This window comes from Microbacterium pasadenense (assembly GCF_047246565.1).
GTDB lineage: Bacteria > Actinomycetota > Actinomycetes > Actinomycetales > Microbacteriaceae > Microbacterium.
Map to the genome: position 1 here is coordinate 178,601 of NZ_JBFOKN010000003.1, position 15,450 is coordinate 194,050.

The window sequence follows — 15,450 nt, forward strand, 5'->3', positions numbered from 1 at the left end:
ACGTAACAATTGTGCGGAGCCCGCGCGGCATCGCGCACAGAGATCAAGGGTATCCCAGGTTGCGGGCCTGTCGGCATCCGAGCGCCCTCCGGGGAGGCGGCGGATCCGGCGCCGACGGCCCGCGCGACGGGCGGTCCGTGGGTAGCGTGGGAGCATGCACTTCTCCGGTGAGCGCCCCGCGGTCGATCTGACCTACTCGGACGTGTTCCTCGTCCCCCGTCGATCGGGGGTGGCCAGTCGCCTCGACGTCGACCTGTCGCCGCGCGACGGCACCACCGCGACGCTGCCGCTCGTCGCGTCCAACATGAACTCGGTCACCGGCCCGCGGCTCGCGGCGGCGCTCGCCCGGCGCGGCGGCCTCGCCGTGCTGCCGCAGGACATGGCGCTGCAGGACGTCGACGGCGCGATCCGGTGGGTGAAGGATCAGCCCGTCGCGTGGGACAGCCCACTGGTCCTGCCGCCGGAGGCGCTCGTGGCGGATGCCGCGGCCCTGCTGCCCCCGGCGGCGGGGCACGGCATCGTCGTCGCGCCCGGCCGCGGCCGCATCCACGTCGACGACATCGTCGGCGTCGTGCCGGCGGAGCGGCTCGGCACGGCCCTGCCCGATGCGAGGCTCGGCGACCTCGTCCGCCACCGCGCCGTGTCGATCGACGCCGACGACGTCGACGGCGCGCGCTCGGCGTTCGACGTGCTGGTGGCCGCCGAGGCCGACATCGTGACCGTGCTGCAGCACGGCTACCTCGTCGGGACCCTCTCGCAGCGGACCGCCCTCCGCGCCTCGATCTACCGTCCTGCCGTCGATGCGGCCGGCCGGCTCGTCGTCGCGGCCGCCGTGGGCATCAACGGCGACGTGGCCGCGAAGGCGCGGGCGCTCGCGGGCGCCGGCGTGGACGTGCTCGTCGTGGACACCGCGCACGGGCACCAGGAGAGCATGCTGCGCGCGCTCCGCGCCGTGGCGGACCTCGGGCTCGGCCTGCCGATCGTCGCCGGCAACGTCGTCACGGCGGACGGGGTCCGCGACCTCGTCGATGCCGGTGCGTCGATCCTGAAGGTCGGCGTGGGCCCGGGCGCGATGTGCACGACCCGCATGATGACCGCGGTGGGCCGTCCGCAGTTCTCCGCGGTCCTCGAGACGGCCGAGGCGGCCGGTGCGGTCGGCGCGCACGTGTGGGCGGACGGCGGGGTCCGCTACCCGCGCGATGTCGCGCTGGCGCTCGCAGCGGGTGCGGCATCCGTGATGATCGGCTCGTGGTTCGCCGGGACGATCGAGTCCCCCGGTGAGCTGCGGGCGGACCCGGAGGGGCGGGTCTACAAGGAGTCGTGGGGGATGGCCTCGACGAAGGCCGTGCAGGGGCGCTTCGGCCGGCTGGACGCCTTCGAGCGCGCCCGCAAGGAGCTGTTCGCCGAGGGCATCTCGTCGTCGCGGATCTACCTCGACCCGCTGCGGCCGAGCGTCGAGGACCTCGTCGACATGATCACCGCGGGGGTCCGGTCCTCGTTCACCTACGCCGGGGCGGCGACCGTCCCGGAGTTCGCCGAGCGGGCCACGGTCGGGCTGCAGTCCGCCGCGGGGTACGAAGAGGGCAAGGCGCTCCCCGTCAGCTGGTGATCCGCTCGAGGCCCTGCCGCGCGTCGTCCGGCAGAGCGGATGCCGGCGCGGCGCGGATGCTGCCGTCCGCGCGGACGAGAGCCGGGGTGCCGTAGAATCATCCTCACAATGGACGACCCTCCCAGTAGACCTTCGCCCCACCGTTCCTGCCCCCCGATGATCCGGGGTGACGTCTGATGGATTTCGTCTGGCTGGGCGTGGGGCTCCTCCTGACCGTCGGCACCGGTCTGTTCGTCGCGAGCGAGTTCGCCCTCGTGAACCTCGACCGCGCCGACCTCGAAGCGCGCCGCGCGAACGGGGAGACGCGGCTGTCGCTCACGATCGACGCGCTGAAGATCACCTCGACGCATCTCTCCAGCGCGCAGCTGGGCATCACGCTCACGACGCTGCTCACCGGCTACACGATGGAGCCGGCGCTGTCGAACCTGATGAGCCCGGTGTTCACGGCATGGGGCGTGCCGGACGAGGCCTCCCGGCCCATCGCCACGGTCATCGCCATGACGATCGCGACGGTGTTCTCCATGATCATCGGCGAACTCGTCCCCAAGAACTTCGCGCTCGCCATCCCACGGCCGACGGCGAAGCTCGTGATGGGCTTCCAGACCGTCTTCACGACCGTCTTCCGGCCCGCCATCGCCCTGCTCAACGGCAGTGCGAACGCCGTGCTGCGCGCGATGGGCATCGAGCCGAAGGAGGAGCTCTCCGGAGCGCGCACCGCCGAGGAGCTCTCGAGCCTCGTGCGGCGCTCGGCGAGTGCCGGCGTCCTCGAGAAGGACACCGCATCGCTCCTCGACCGCACCCTCACCTTCTCCCGGCTGACGACGGCCGACGTCATGACACCGCGGCCGAGCGTCCACGCCCTGCCCGCCGGCGACAGCGTCGAGGACGTCATCCAGCTCGCCCGCCGCACCGGTCACAGCCGCTTCCCGATCTTCGGCGACTCGATGGACGACATCACCGGCATCGTGCACCTCAAGCAGGCCGTGTCGGTCCCGCGGGAGCGCCGCGCCGAGGTGCCGGCGGCGGCGATCGCGGAAGAGCCGCTGCGGGTGCCCGAGGCGGTGCACCTCGACGGACTCATGGCCGAGCTCCGTGCCCGCGGCTACCAGATGGCCGTCGTCGTCGATGAGTACGGCGGCACGGCGGGCGTCGTGACGCTCGAGGACCTCGTCGAGGAGATCGTCGGCGAAGTGCTCGACGAGCACGACCGCAGTCGCGCCGGGGTGGTCCGCGCGGCCGGGTCGATCATCTTCCCCGGTGACCTGCGTCCCGACGAGGTGCGCGACCGCACCGGCATCCGCGTCCCCGAAGGCGACGTCTACGACACCGTGGGCGGCTTCATCATGGCCACCCTCGAGCGGATCCCCGCCGTGGGCGACGAGATCGAGATCGAGGACGGCACCATCACCGTGCAGCGCATGGACGGCCGTCGCGTCGACCGCGTCAAGTTCGTCCCCGCGCCGGTGCCGGCCGCGGCGACCGCCGACGGAGGTGAGCGCCGATGAACGACTGGGCCGGAATCGCGTGGCTCGTGGTGCTGCTCATCGCGAACGCCTTCTTCGTCGGCGCGGAGTTCGCCGTCATCTCGGCGCGCCGCTCGCAGATCGAGCCGCTGGCCGAGAAGGGGTCCCGTTCCGCGAAGACCGCGCTGTGGGCCATGGAACACGCCACGCTGATGCTGGCGACGTGCCAGCTCGGCATCACCATCTGCTCGCTGCTGATCCTGAACGTCTCGGAGCCGGCGATCCACCACCTGCTGGCCGTGCCGCTCGAGGCCCTCGGCATCCCGTACGCCATCGTGGACGTCGCCGGCTTCGTCATCGCGCTGCTGCTGGTCTCGTACCTGCACGTCGTGTTCGGCGAGATGGTCCCGAAGAACCTCGCGTTCTCGCTGCCGGACCGCGCCGTGCTGATGCTCGCGCCGCCGCTCGTGTGGGTGTCGCGGGTGTTCCACCCGGTCATCGTCGCGCTGAACTGGATCGCGAACCACGTGGTCCGGCTGTTCCGGGTGGAGCCGAAGGACGAGGCCGCCTCGACGTTCACCCTCGACGAGGTCGCGACCATCGTGAACCAGTCGCGCATGGAGGGCGTCCTCGACGACGCGTCGGGAGCGGTCGCCGCCGCGGTGGAGTTCACCGACAAGAAGGCGAAGGACGTCGCGGTGCCGCTGTCCGAACTCGTCACCCTCCCCGAGACGACCACGCCGGACGAGATCGAGCGGGCCGTCGCGCGGCACGGGTTCTCGCGCTACGTGATCGTCGACGACGAGGGGATGCCGCTCGGCTACGTCCACCTGAAGGACGTGCTGCGCTCCGCCGAGGACTCCGACGGGGAGGCGAACGTCGCGCGGCCGATCAAGCCGAAGCGCATCCACCACATGCTGCCGATCACCGAGTCGACCGACCTCGAGGACGCTCTCGCACTGATGCGCCGCTCGAGCCGCCACCTCGCGCAGGTGCGCGACGCGGCAGGCGAGACGACCGCGGTGCTGTTCCTCGAGGACATCATCGAGGAGCTCGTCGGCGAGGTGAACGACGCGACCCGGCGCATCTGAGCCGGGTCGCGCGCCCGCCGTCCCGCTCAGCCGTGGCGGCGGGCGCGCTCGTACTGCGGCGGCGTGAGGGCCGCGACGGCGGGGTCGCCCAGCTCGTGTGCGGCGCGCAGGGCGAAGTGCGGGTCGCGGAGCCACTCCCGGCCGACCATCACGGCGTCCGCCAGGCCGTCGGCGAGGATCGCCTCGGCCTGCGGACCGTCGACGATCTCACCGACGGCGGTCACCCGCAGGCCGGTGCGCTCGCGCACGGTCGCGGCGAAGGGCACCTGGTAGTTCGGACCCGTCGTGATGCGCTGGTGCGCGACGAGGCCGCCCGTGGAGATGTCGATCAGCCGCGCGCCGCGGTCGCCGACCCAGCCGGCGACGGTCGCGGTCTCGTCCACGTTCCAGCCGCCGTCGGCCCAGTCGGTCGCCGAGAATCGCACCGCGAGCACCCGGCCGGGAGCGGCCTCGCGGACCGCCTCGACGACGCGGAGCAGCAGACGGGCCCGGTTCTCGAGCGATCCGCCGTACTCGTCCGTGCGCTCGTTCGACAGCGGGGAGAGGAACTGGTGCAGCAGGTAGCCGTGCGCCGCGTGGACCTCGAGGAGGTCGAACCCGGCGGCATCCGCGCGCGCGGCGGCCGCGGCGAACGCGTCGACGAGGGCGTCGATGCCCGCAGCGTCCAGCGCCACCGGCTCGGCGAAGCCGTCGAAGGCGATCGCGGACGGTGCCACGGTCTGCCAGCCGCCGCGGTCCTCGGGGACGGAGCCGCGCTCCTCGTCGAAGGGCCGCCACGTCGACGCCTTGCGGCCGGCATGCGCGAGCTGGATGCCGGCGGCCGCGCCGCGGGCGTGGATCGCCGCCACGATGGGGCGCCATGCGTCGCGCTGCGCGTCGTTCCAGAGGCCCGTGTCGCCCGGGGTGATCCGTCCCTCGGGGACGACAGCGGTCGCCTCGGCGATCACGAGGCCGGAGCCGCCCGATGCGAACTGCGCGAGGTGCACGTGGTGCCAGTCGTTCGGCAGCCCGTCCTGCGACGAGTACTGGCACATGGGCGACACCCACAGGCGGTTGCGCACGGTCAGGCCGTCGAGGTCGATGGGCGTGAACAACTGGGTCATCCGGAACTCCGTCGCAGTAGGGTGTCGCCATGGCAGGGCGCACATGGACCAGGGCGGATGTGGCCGCCGTGCTCTCCGGCCCAACCGCATCCGACGACAAGTATTCCCGCGGCGTGGTCGGCGTGCGAACCGGCTCGGATCGCTTCCCCGGCGCCGCCGTGCTCGGCGTGGAGGCGGCGTGGCGCACGGGTGTCGGCATGGTCCGCTACCTCGGGCCGGACCGGGCGGCCGATCTCGTCCTCGCCCGGCGTCCCGAGACGGTCACCGCCGACGGCCGCGTGCAGGCGTGGCTGATCGGCTCCGGCACTTCCGCCGACGCGCGCAACGACGCCGAGACCCGCGCGCTGCGCGAGGTCCTCGCCGGCCAGGTGCCGGTCGTCGTGGACGCCGGCGCGCTGGACCTCGTGGCGGACGCCGGCGCACCCGTGATCGCGACGCCGCACGCCCGCGAGCATGCGCGGCTGCGCGAGTCGCTCGGTCTCGACCCGGATGCCGCAAACGCGGAGTGCGAGACGGCCGCGGCGCTCCGCGGCATCCTCGTGCGCAAGGGCTCGCGCACCGTCGTCGCCGCGCCGGACCACGACCCGATCGAGCTCGACGCCCCGACCTCGTGGCTCGCCACGGCGGGCACGGGGGACGTGCTGGCGGGCATCCTCGGCGGTCTCGCCGCGGGGGCGGGTGCGTCCGACCTCGACACCCTGCAGCGCGTCGCCGCATCCGCGGTCTGGCTGCACGGCCGCGCCGCCGAGCACGCCGTCGCCGCGCACGACGGCGGTCCGATCGTGGCCCTCGACGTCGCCGCGCATGTGCCGTTCGCGGTGGCCGAGGCGCTCGGGTCCTGACACCGGGCGCTCCTAGGATGAGGGAGTGACGAACCGGGGCGTGCTGTGGATCGCGTTCGCGTTCGTCCACATCGGCGTGGCGGCGCTCGGCTTCCTGATGCCGAACGAGCCCATGGGCGACGTCTACCGCGTCTACGAGCCGTGGTCGGTGGCGGCCTGGCAGGGCTACGCCGTCGTCGGCGTCACCGAGGAGTGGGTCTACCCGCCGCTGGCGCTGCTGCCGATGCTGCTCGCGCACGCGCCCGGGACGCTCCTCGGCAGCTACACGATCGGGTGGGCGGTCCTCGTCACCGTGCTCGATGCCGTCGCGTTCGCGATCCTGATCGGCCGGGGACGTTCCCGCGGGCGGACGGTCGCGGCCTGGTTCTGGCTCGCGGCGATGGCCTGCCTCGGACCGGTCGGGATGTACCGGCTCGACGCCGTGACGGTGCCGCTCGCGATCCTCGCGCTGCTCTGGCTGATCGGCCGGCCCTGGCTCGCGTCCATGCTGCTGGCGGCGGCGACCTGGATCAAGGTATGGCCGGCGGCGCTCCTGGCGGCGGCGTTCATCGCCGTCCGCCGGCGCGGCGCGGTCGCCCTCGGCGCGGTCGTCGTCAGCGCCGGTGTCCTCGGCGCGGTGATCTCGGCGGGCGGTGCCCCGCATGCCCTCGGGTTCGTGGCCGGGCAGACGGCGCGCGGCCTGCAGGTGGAGGCGCCGGTGAGCGCGCCGTACCTCTGGGGCGCCGTCGCAGGGATCGACGGGTTCTCGGTGTACTACGACGTCGAGCTCCTGACCTTCCAGGTCACCGGGACGCAGGTCGACACGGTGATCGCGGCGATGACCCCGCTCATGGCGCTCGCCGCCGTCGCGATCGCCGGCGTCGGCGCGTGGAAGGCGTGGCGCGGCGTCCGCTTCGTGCGGCTGTTCCCCGTGCTGGGCCTCGCCCTGGTGGTGGCCCTGATCGTCTGCAACAAGGTCGGCTCGCCCCAGTTCCACACCTGGCTCTTCCCCGTCGTCGCGTTCGGCCTCGTCATCGACCGGCGCCGCTGGGCGGGCCCCGGCATCCTCGTCCTCGGGGCCGCCGCGCTCACCCAGCTGGTCTATCCCGTCCTGTACGGCGGCGTGCTCGTCGCCGAGTCCGGCCCCGCCCTGGTCCTCACAGCGCGTAACCTCGTGCTGATCGCCCTGCTCGCGTGGATGGCTGTCCGCCTCGTACGCCTGCCGGTGCCCGTCCCCGCCCGCGTCCGCGCGGTCTGAAAAACCCGGAGGTCCGCCATGCTCGTCGCCTTCTCCGTCGCTCCGAGCGGCACCGGTCGCTCCGACGGCTCCGTCCACGACGCCGTCGCGGCCGCCGTCGCCGTCGTCCGCGCCTCGGGTCTGCCGCACCGCACCACCTCGATGTTCACCGAGATCGAGGGGGAGTGGGGCGAGGTGATGACCGTCGTGAAGGATGCCGTCGACGCCGTCCAGCCCTTCGGCTCCCGCGTCTCCCTCGTCCTGAAGGCCGACATCCGCCCGGGATACACCGGCGAGCTGGACGGCAAGATCGAGCGCCTCGAGACGGCTCTGGATGCGCGGCGGTCAGAGTCGGCGTCGTCGGACTGACACGCCGCCGCGGGGTGCGCAACCCCGTGCGCGGTACCGGACGCGCCCGGTAGCGTCGCAGCCATGTCACGGAACTCACGACGGTTCGCCTGCACCCCCGAGGATGTCTTCACCGTGCTGGCCGACGGCTGGCTGTTCCCCTCGTGGGTCGTCGGCGCGTCGCGCATGCGCGACGTCGCGGACGACTGGCCGCAGGTCGGCACGAAGCTGCACCACTCGTTCGGGGTGTGGCCCTTCCTCATCGACGATGCCACCGAGGTGCTCGACTACGACCCGCCGCGGCGGATCGTCTTGAAGGCGCGGGGATGGCCCATCGGCGAGGCGCGCGTCGAGATCCAGGTGAAGCCCCATCCGGAGGGTGCGCTGGTGCGCATCCAGGAGGAGGCCATCGCCGGTCCCGGGCGCCTGATCCCGCAGCCGCTCCTCGACGCGCCGCTGCAGCTGCGGAACGCCGAGACGCTGCACCGGCTCGCGTACCTCGCCGAGGGGATCGCGGCCCGGCCGACGGAGGAGACGACGGCCGAGGAAGAAGACCCCGACGTGGGCGCCACGGCGTGAGCATGCTGGACGCGGTCGTCGTCGGCGCGGGCCCCAACGGTCTCGCCGCCGCCGTGACGCTCGCCCGGGCGGGCCTCTCGGTCCGCGTCCACGAGCGCGCCGACCACATCGGCGGCGGGGCGAGCACCGGCGAGCTGACGCTCCCCGGCTTCCGCCACGACATCTGCTCCGCCGTCCATCCGCTCGCGTTCGAGTCGCGCTTCTTCCGCGAGTTCGGCCTCGCCCGGCGCGTCGAGTTCGTCGTGCCCGAGGCCTCCTACGCGCACCCGCTCGACGGCCCGCACGCCGCGATCGCCTACCGGGACCTCGACCGGACCGCCCAGACGCTCGGGCGCGACGGCGACGCCTACCGGCGGCTCATGCGACCGCTCGTCGATCGTCACTCGGACGTGGCGGACTTCACCGGCCATCCGCTGCTGCGCCTGCCCCGGCATCCGTTCGCGGCCGCCTGGTTCGCGGCGCGTGCGGCGGAGCAGGGGAGCGCGCTCTGGAACGCCCGGTTCGCGGAGGATGCCGCACCCGCCCTCATCACGGGGGTCGCCGCCCACACGATCCTGCCGCTGCCGAGTCTCGCCGCGGCGGGGGCGGGCCTGGCCCTGGCGACGTACGGGCATGCGCTCGGGTGGCCGATCCCCGTCGGCGGCAGCCAGAGCATCGTCGATGCGATGGCGGACGACCTGCGCGCGCACGGCGGCGAGATCGTCCTGGAGTCGGAGATCACCTCCCTCGCCGATCTGCCGCCTGCCCGGGCGACGATCCTGGATGTCGTCCCGAGCGCCTTCCTGCGCATCGGCGGCGGAGCGCTGCCGTCGTCGTACCGCGCCGCACTGGAACGATTCCGGTACGGCGGAGCCGTCGCGAAGGTCGACTTCGCCCTGTCGGGTCCCGTGCCCTGGCGCGACCCGGCGGTCGCGCAGGCGGGCACCGTCCACGTGGGCGGCACGCGCGCCGAGGTGGCGGCATCCGAGAACCACATCTCGCGCGGCGGCCTGCCGGAGCGGCCGTACGTGCTCGTCTCGCAGCCGTCGTCGTTCGACGACTCGCGGGCCCCGGCGGGACGCCACGTCCTCTGGGCGTACACGCACGTGCCGGCGGGGAGCACCGCCGACCGCGCCGAGGCCGTGATCGCCCAGATCGAGCGCTTCGCCCCCGGGTTCCGGGATCTCATCATCGCCACCAACTCGCGCTCCGCGGTCGAGGTGGCGGCGGAGAACCCGAACTATCCGGGCGGCGACATCGCCGCCGGGTCTCCCGCCCTCTGGCAGCTGCTCAAGCGGCCCGTCGTGTCCTCCGAACCGTGGCGGACCCCGCTTCCGGGCGTGTACCTGTGCTCGGCCTCGACGAGCCCCGGCCCGGGCGTGCACGGGCTCGCCGGGTGGCATGCGGCTCGCAGCGCGCTGCGCCACACGTTCGGCACGAGCATCTCGCCGGATCTCTCGCCGCGCTGACGGCGTGGTCTACGCCACTTCTCCGCGCGAATCAATACCCTCCCCGACCGCCGGGCCGAGTCCTATCCTTCAGGCAGCGCGCGTCACGGCGGCGTGCCCGCTTCTCGGGAGGTCGGAACCATGGTCACTCGGAATCCACGGCGGCGCACCGCGGCCGCCTCGGCGCTCGTCGCACTCGCCCTCACCGGCTGCGCCGTCGGCACCGGCGGTCAGGGGGACGGCGGCGCACAGTACGACGCGGATGCCGAGCTGTCCGGCACCCTCCAGGTGATGGGCTTCGGAGGGGTCGACGAGGTGGCCACGTCCCGGATGGACCTCGCGGAGGAGCAGCTCGGCGAGGTCGACGTGTCGCTCATCGAGGGCGAGCTGGACCTGCAGCAGTTCCTGTCGGCCGTCGCGTCGGGCAAGCCGCCCGCCGTCGTCTACGCGAACCGTCACCAGATCGGCTCGCTCGCCGCGCGCGATGCGATCGTCCCGCTGGACGAGTGCATCGACGGCGAGGGCATCGACACCGGGATGTACGTCCCGGCGGCGATCGAGCAGGTCACCTTCGACGGGTCGGTGTACGGCATCCCCGAGTTCAACTCCATCCAGCTGACGATGGCCAACGCGGACCTGCTGGAGGAGGCCGGCCTCACGATCGACGACGTGAACGGCTCCGACTGGGACGCCATGACCGCGGCCAACGAGGCGCTCATGCGCACCGACGGCGGCAAGGTCGAGGTCATCGGCGTCGACAGCAAGCTGCCCGAGTTCCTGCCGCTGTGGGCGAAGGCCAACGGCGTCGACCTGATCTCCGCCGACGGGCGCACCGCGCAGCTCGACGACCCGGCCGTGGTCGACGCCCTGACGTGGGCCGTCGGGATCTACGACGCCCAGGGCGGCTTCAGCGAGGTCAAGGCCTACCGCGACTCCGCCGACTTCTTCGGCGCCGGCAACCAGTTCGCCAGCGGCGTGCTCGGTGCCATGCCGATGGAGCAGTGGTACGTCAACGTGCTCAACGACGTCTCGCCGGACGCACCGCTCGCCTTCGACACGGTGCGGGCGCCCGGGGGAGACGCGGTCGCGTACGCCTCGGGCTCGGCGTGGGCGATCCCGTCCGGCAGCCCCAACCCCGAGGCGGCGTGCCGGTGGGCGCGGGCCATGACCTCCACGGACGCCTGGGAGGCCGCGGCGACCGCCCGCCTCGAGCTGCGCGAGGCGGACGGCAAGCCGTTCACCGGCATCCTCACCGGCAACGCCGAGGCGGACGACATGATCCAGGGAATGGTCACCGAGGGCGGCGAGCCGTGGGACAGCGCCGTCGCCGCGATGTACGAGGCGAACGAGGCCTCGTTCTCGCTCCCCGCGAACCCGGCGGACGCCGAGTTCACGACGGCGATGCAGGATGCCGTGAACAAGGTGCTCAACGGTCAGGCGGCCCCGGAGGACGCGCTCGCCGACGCGCAGCAGGTCGCTCAGGACGCGCTCGACGAAGCCTGGACGAAGCTCGAGGGCGACTGAGATGGCGACGGCCACCGTCGCCGCGCCGTCCCGGGAGAAGGCGCGGCGACGGGCGGCGCGACGGAACACCGGCTCGGCGCTGCTGTTCCTGTCGCCGTGGATCATCGGGTTCGCCGTCTTCACGGCCTGGCCGCTGATCTACAGCGCCTACCTGTCACTCACGGACTACGACGTCATCAACGACCCCTCCTTCGTCGGCTTCGACAACTACGTCGAGCTGTTCGAGGACCCCAAGATCGGGCTGGCGCTGTCGAACACGTTCACGTTCATGGTCATCCAGGTGCCGGCATACGTCGTCGTCTCGCTCCTGCTGGCCGTGCTGCTGAACGGCGCGGGACGATCCTCGGGGTTCTTCCGGACCATGGTCTTCCTGCCGAAGATGACGCCGCCGGTGGCCGTCGGCATCCTCTTCCTGCTGCTGTTCAACGGCCAGAACGGGCTCATCAACTCGGGACTCGAGACCGTCGGCATCGACGGTCCCGCCTGGACGACCGACCCCGCCTGGGTGAAGCCGGGGCTCGTGCTGATGAGCCTGTGGACCGTCGGCTCGTCCGTCATCATCCTGCTCGCCGCCCTGCAGGCGGTGCCCGAGGAGCTGTACGAATCCGCGCGGATCGACGGTGCCGGGCGCTGGCACCGGTTCTGGCACGTCAGTCTTCCGCTGATCAGCCCGGCGCTGTTCTTCATCGTCGTGGTGAACACGATCGCCGGCCTGCAGACCTTCGACGAGGCCTACACGGCCTTCTTCGGCGCGGGCAACAGCACGTACAGCAATGACGCGGCGCTGTTCTACGTCATCTACCTCTTCCAGCAGGCGTTCCAGTTCCTCCACATGGGGTACGCCTCCGCCATGGCCTGGCTGCTGTTCGTGCTGATCATGGCCGTCACCGCGGTGCAGCTGATCGTGTCACGACGCCTCGTCTACTACGAGGGCGAGGCGGGGCGATGACCGGCCTCGTGTCCGGCTCCGCCGGTGCCGCGGCGGCCGCGGACGCGCCCCGACCGGCATCCGCCCCTCCGATCGTTCCCCCGGGAGACGGCGCCCCGCGCAGGCGCCGGCAGAACCGCGGCGCCCGCATCGTCACGGTCGTGCTCCTGGTCCTCGTCACCGTCGCCTTCGCCTACCCGTTCGTCTGGCTGGTCAGCGCGTCGTTCAAGCCGCGCGGCGAGGTCTTCGACAACCGGCTGATCCCCGAGACGTTCACTCTCGACAACTACGCGCAGGTCTGGCAGGAGGCGCCGCTCGCGCTCTGGCTGCTGAACACGCTCGTGGTCACCGCGCTCGCCGCGACGACCGTCACGCTGTCGAGCGCGATGGTCGCGTGGGGCTTCGCGTACTTCCGATTCCGGGGACGCAACGTGCTGTTCGGCCTGGTGCTCGCCTCGATGATGCTCCCCGGTGCCGTCACGATGATCCCGACCTTCCTCATCTGGAACTCCCTCGGTTTCGTGGGGACCCTCGTGCCGCTGTGGGCGCAGAACCTCTTCGCGAGCGCCTTCTACGTCTTCCTGCTGCGGCAGTTCATCCTCGGCCTCCCGCGCGAGCTGTTCGAGGCGGCACGCGTCGACGGCGCCAGCCAGTGGGCCGTGTTCTGGCGCATCGCGGTGCCGCTGCTGCGGCCGACGCTGGCGGTCGTGCTCGTGTTCGAGGTGCAGGCCGCCTGGACGGACCTCATGCGGGGACTCATCTACCTGCGCGACTCGTCGACCTTCACCATCCCGCGGGGGCTCAAGTCGCTCGTGGACGCGTTCGGGTTCGGCGGCGAGTGGCACTGGGAGATCATCGTCACGGCATCCGTCATCGCCACGGTGCCGATGATCATCGTGTTCTTCCTGGCTCAGAAGCACATCATCCGCGGCATCAGCACATCCGGGCTGAAGGGCTGAGCCGGCGCCGCGCTCAGGTGTCGAGCAGCCGGCGCAGGTGCGCCCCGACCGCGGCCGTCTCGATGAGGAAGCCGTCGTGTCCGAAATCGCTGGCGAGCACGACGGTCTCCTCGTCGATCGTCGTCCGGATGCCGCGCGCGATGCGATGCTGCCCCTCCACCGGGAACAGGCGGTCGCTGTCCACGCCGAGGACGAGGGTGCGGGCGGTGACGCGGGCGAGCGCGTCGTCGACGCCGCCCCGGCTGCGGCCCACGTCGTGCGAGTTCATCGCCTCGACGAGGGTGATGTAGGAGTTCGCGTCGAATCGGCGGGTGAAGCGGTTCCCGTGGAAGTCGAGGTAGCTCTCGACGGCGTAGCGGCCGCCGTGGCCGAGCGGGCTCTTGCCGGACTGCCACGACCGCTGGAACCGGGCGTTGAGCTCGGTGGGGGTGCGGTAGTTGAGCAGCGCCATCCGGCGGGCGAGGGCGAGCCCGCGGTGCGGGCCGTTGCCGTCGCCGGCGTCGTAGTACGAGCCGCCCGCGAAACGCGGGTCGATCGAGATCGCCTCGAGCTGCACGGAGTTCAGCGCGACCTGATCGGCGGTCGTCGTGGGCGGCGAGCACAGCACCGCGAGCCGTTCGACGCGCTCGGGGTGACCGACGGCCCACTCGAGGGCGTGCATCCCGCCCATCGAGCCGCCGACGACGGCCGCCCAGGCGTCGACGCCGAGGGCGTCGGCGAGCATGACCTGCGCCGCCACCTGGTCGCGGATCGTGAGGAACGGGAACCGCGAGGCCCACTCGTAGCCGTCGGGGGCGATGCTCGACGGACCGGTCGACCCCTGGCATCCGCCCAGCATGTTCGGGGCGACGACGAACCAGCGGTCGGTGTCGATGGCGGCACCGGGACCGACGACATCGCCCCACCAGCCGTCGGTGGGATGCCCGGGCCCGGCATCGCCGCGGACGTGGCTGTCACCGGTGAGGGCGTGGAGGACGAGCACGGCGTTGTCGCGCGCGGGCGACAGCTCGCCCCAGGTCTCGTAGGCGAGACGGATGCCGGGGAGCGCGGCGCCGCCCTCGGTCGTGAACGCGCCGAACCGCGCGAAGCGGCGCTCGCCGACCGGGTCGCCGTCCCGCCAGGCTCCCGTGGCCGGCGGCCGCCCGAGCAGCAGGCGCGCGTCGGCCTCGGTCACGGGTGCCGAGGGCACCGTGTCTTCCGAGGTCTGCCAGTCCATGAGCCGCTTCCGTCGAGGATCCTCCCACGCTAACGCGGCGCCCGAGGACGGGCCGCGATGTTACGGTCGCGGGTGTCGCGGGCCGGGAGTAGCGTCCGGGCATGGACGCTGATGTGATCGGGTACCTGCTGGCGGGCGACCCCGCCGTCCGGTGGCAGGTGCTGCGGGATCTGACCGACGCCGACCCGGGAGACGTGGCGCGCGAACGCGCCCGCGTCGCGCGCGAAGGGTGGGGCGCGGCGCTGCTGGCGGAGCAGGCCGAGGACGGCCGCTGGGACGGCGGCACGTACCGGCCGGGGTGGGCCGATCCGCGGCGGCCGTTCTTCGACGCCTGGACGGCGACCCACTTCGCGCTACAGCAGCTCCGCGAGTTCGGCGTCGATCCGGAGGACCCGGCGGTGGCGGCGGCGATCGACCGCGTGCGGCAGCACGTCCGCTGGGAGCATGACGACGAGGCCTACTTCGACGGCGAGACGGAACCGTGCATCAACGGCGTCGCGCTGAGCGCGGCCGTCTACTTCGGCGTCGACGGCGGCAGCATCGTCCGGACGATCCTCGACGGCCAGCTGCCGGACGGCGGATGGAACTGCTACGAGGGGGCCGGGGTGTCGTCGTTCCACTCCACGATCTGTGCGCTCGAGGGTCTCCGCGACCAGCGCTCCCACGCGGACGGCGACGGCCGCCTCGACGACGCGCTGGTGCGCGGCGAGGAGTACCTGCTGGAACGCCGGCTGCTGTACCGGCGGACGACGGGCGAGCTCGTCGATCCGCGATTCGCGATGGCGTCCTACCCGGTGCGCTGGTACTACGACGCGCTGCGGGCGCTGGAGTACTTCCGGCGCGCCGACCGGCGCGACGCCCGTCTGCAGGAGCCGGTGGAGTGGCTGCGCGGGAAGCGGCTCGCGAACGGGATGTGGAATCTCGAGAACGCGCACGAGGGGCCGACGCTGCGGTCGCTGGACGGGGAGGGGGAGGGCCACCCGAGCCGGTGGGTGACGCTGTCCGCGCTCCGCGTGCTCCGGTGGTGGGATCGGGCCGCCGCAGGGTCGGCCCCGCCTCCGGCAGCCGTCCCGGCCGTCGACGATGCCGGCGGTGGAGCCGGACACGACGATGCCCCGCCCCGGTGAGCGGGGCGGGGCATCGAC

At 72.5% G+C, this 15,450-nt stretch carries 14 protein-coding genes; 12 read left to right on the plus strand and 2 right to left on the minus strand.

Annotated features, from left to right (window positions below; translation table 11 throughout):
• Nucleotides 1-154: 154 nt before the first annotated feature.
• From guaB1 to AB3M83_RS11395, 3 genes are all read left to right on the plus strand, one after another.
• Nucleotides 155-1,609 (plus strand): GMP reductase, encoded by a 1,455-nt coding sequence (gene guaB1, locus AB3M83_RS11385; protein WP_412948164.1) that lies wholly within the window; start codon nucleotides 155-157, stop codon nucleotides 1,607-1,609.
• A 176-nt stretch (nucleotides 1,610-1,785) separates the two neighbouring features.
• Nucleotides 1,786-3,114 (plus strand): hemolysin family protein, encoded by a 1,329-nt coding sequence (locus tag AB3M83_RS11390; RefSeq protein ID WP_412948165.1) that lies wholly within the window; start codon nucleotides 1,786-1,788, stop codon nucleotides 3,112-3,114.
• On the plus strand, nucleotides 3,111-4,163 hold the full coding sequence (locus AB3M83_RS11395) for a hemolysin family protein (protein WP_412948167.1): 1,053 nt from the start codon (nucleotides 3,111-3,113) through the stop codon (nucleotides 4,161-4,163). Before AB3M83_RS11390 ends, AB3M83_RS11395 begins: the two co-directional genes overlap by 4 nt.
• Before the next feature lie 26 nt (nucleotides 4,164-4,189).
• On the opposite strand, the gene AB3M83_RS11400 is transcribed toward AB3M83_RS11395, so the two are convergent.
• Nucleotides 4,190-5,266: an NADH:flavin oxidoreductase/NADH oxidase gene (locus AB3M83_RS11400; RefSeq protein WP_412948169.1), complete on the minus strand. Its 1,077-nt coding sequence runs from the start codon at nucleotides 5,264-5,266 to the stop codon at nucleotides 4,190-4,192.
• Nucleotides 5,267-5,295: 29 nt separating this feature from the next.
• Between AB3M83_RS11400 and AB3M83_RS11405 the strand changes: the two genes are divergently transcribed.
• From AB3M83_RS11405 to AB3M83_RS11440, 8 genes are all read left to right on the plus strand, one after another.
• Nucleotides 5,296-6,108, plus strand: a complete 813-nt coding sequence (locus AB3M83_RS11405; RefSeq protein WP_412948171.1) for an ADP-dependent NAD(P)H-hydrate dehydratase — start codon at nucleotides 5,296-5,298, stop codon at nucleotides 6,106-6,108.
• 25 nt (nucleotides 6,109-6,133) lie between these two features.
• Entirely contained in the window at nucleotides 6,134-7,345 is a 1,212-nt protein-coding gene (locus AB3M83_RS11410) for a glycosyltransferase 87 family protein (RefSeq protein WP_412948173.1), read from the plus strand.
• An 18-nt stretch (nucleotides 7,346-7,363) separates the two neighbouring features.
• Nucleotides 7,364-7,693: a thiamine-binding protein gene (locus tag AB3M83_RS11415; RefSeq protein WP_412948175.1), complete on the plus strand. Its 330-nt coding sequence runs from the start codon at nucleotides 7,364-7,366 to the stop codon at nucleotides 7,691-7,693.
• A 63-nt stretch (nucleotides 7,694-7,756) separates the two neighbouring features.
• On the plus strand, nucleotides 7,757-8,251 hold the full coding sequence (locus AB3M83_RS11420) for an SRPBCC family protein (protein WP_412948177.1): 495 nt from the start codon (nucleotides 7,757-7,759) through the stop codon (nucleotides 8,249-8,251).
• A gap of 2 nt (nucleotides 8,252-8,253) precedes the next feature.
• Nucleotides 8,254-9,699, plus strand: coding sequence for a phytoene desaturase family protein (locus AB3M83_RS11425; protein WP_412948513.1), 1,446 nt, complete (start codon nucleotides 8,254-8,256; stop codon nucleotides 9,697-9,699).
• Between the two features lie 120 nt (nucleotides 9,700-9,819).
• Nucleotides 9,820-11,202 (plus strand): extracellular solute-binding protein, encoded by a 1,383-nt coding sequence (locus AB3M83_RS11430; protein WP_412948179.1) that lies wholly within the window; start codon nucleotides 9,820-9,822, stop codon nucleotides 11,200-11,202.
• Between the two features lies 1 nt (nucleotide 11,203).
• Nucleotides 11,204-12,151, plus strand: coding sequence for a carbohydrate ABC transporter permease (locus tag AB3M83_RS11435; protein WP_412948181.1), 948 nt, complete (start codon nucleotides 11,204-11,206; stop codon nucleotides 12,149-12,151).
• The gene (locus AB3M83_RS11440) at nucleotides 12,148-13,089 is read left to right on the plus strand and encodes a carbohydrate ABC transporter permease (protein ID WP_412948183.1); all 942 of its coding nucleotides are present in this window, start codon (nucleotides 12,148-12,150) and stop codon (nucleotides 13,087-13,089) included. Before AB3M83_RS11435 ends, AB3M83_RS11440 begins: the two co-directional genes overlap by 4 nt.
• A 13-nt stretch (nucleotides 13,090-13,102) precedes the next feature.
• Here the strand turns inward: AB3M83_RS11440 and metX are convergent, their stop codons facing one another.
• Entirely contained in the window at nucleotides 13,103-14,305 is a 1,203-nt protein-coding gene (metX, locus tag AB3M83_RS11445) for a homoserine O-acetyltransferase MetX (RefSeq protein ID WP_412948185.1), read from the minus strand.
• Between the two features lie 101 nt (nucleotides 14,306-14,406).
• On the opposite strand from metX, the gene AB3M83_RS11450 reads away from it, so the two are divergent.
• Complete coding sequence (locus AB3M83_RS11450) at nucleotides 14,407-15,432, plus strand: hypothetical protein (RefSeq protein WP_412948187.1); 1,026 nt, start codon at nucleotides 14,407-14,409, stop codon at nucleotides 15,430-15,432.
• The last annotated feature ends 18 nt before the right edge of the window (nucleotides 15,433-15,450 follow it).

Excerpts from the sequence above, each read along its gene's own strand:
- guaB1 (WP_412948164.1), top strand. The coding sequence starts at position 155 with ATGCACTTCTCCGGTGAGCGCCCCGCGGTCGATCTGACCTACTCGGAC.
- AB3M83_RS11390 (WP_412948165.1), top strand. The coding sequence starts at position 1,786 with ATGGATTTCGTCTGGCTGGGCGTGGGGCTCCTCCTGACCGTCGGCACC.
- AB3M83_RS11395 (WP_412948167.1), top strand. The coding sequence starts at position 3,111 with ATGAACGACTGGGCCGGAATCGCGTGGCTCGTGGTGCTGCTCATCGCG.
- AB3M83_RS11400 (WP_412948169.1), bottom strand. The coding sequence starts at position 5,266 with ATGACCCAGTTGTTCACGCCCATCGACCTCGACGGCCTGACCGTGCGC.
- AB3M83_RS11405 (WP_412948171.1), top strand. The coding sequence starts at position 5,296 with ATGGCAGGGCGCACATGGACCAGGGCGGATGTGGCCGCCGTGCTCTCC.
- AB3M83_RS11415 (WP_412948175.1), top strand. The coding sequence starts at position 7,364 with ATGCTCGTCGCCTTCTCCGTCGCTCCGAGCGGCACCGGTCGCTCCGAC.
- AB3M83_RS11420 (WP_412948177.1), top strand. The coding sequence starts at position 7,757 with ATGTCACGGAACTCACGACGGTTCGCCTGCACCCCCGAGGATGTCTTC.
- AB3M83_RS11425 (WP_412948513.1), top strand. The coding sequence starts at position 8,254 with ATGCTGGACGCGGTCGTCGTCGGCGCGGGCCCCAACGGTCTCGCCGCC.
- AB3M83_RS11430 (WP_412948179.1), top strand. The coding sequence starts at position 9,820 with ATGGTCACTCGGAATCCACGGCGGCGCACCGCGGCCGCCTCGGCGCTC.
- AB3M83_RS11435 (WP_412948181.1), top strand. The coding sequence starts at position 11,204 with ATGGCGACGGCCACCGTCGCCGCGCCGTCCCGGGAGAAGGCGCGGCGA.
- AB3M83_RS11440 (WP_412948183.1), top strand. The coding sequence starts at position 12,148 with ATGACCGGCCTCGTGTCCGGCTCCGCCGGTGCCGCGGCGGCCGCGGAC.
- metX (WP_412948185.1), bottom strand. The coding sequence starts at position 14,305 with ATGGACTGGCAGACCTCGGAAGACACGGTGCCCTCGGCACCCGTGACC.
- AB3M83_RS11450 (WP_412948187.1), top strand. The coding sequence starts at position 14,407 with ATGGACGCTGATGTGATCGGGTACCTGCTGGCGGGCGACCCCGCCGTC.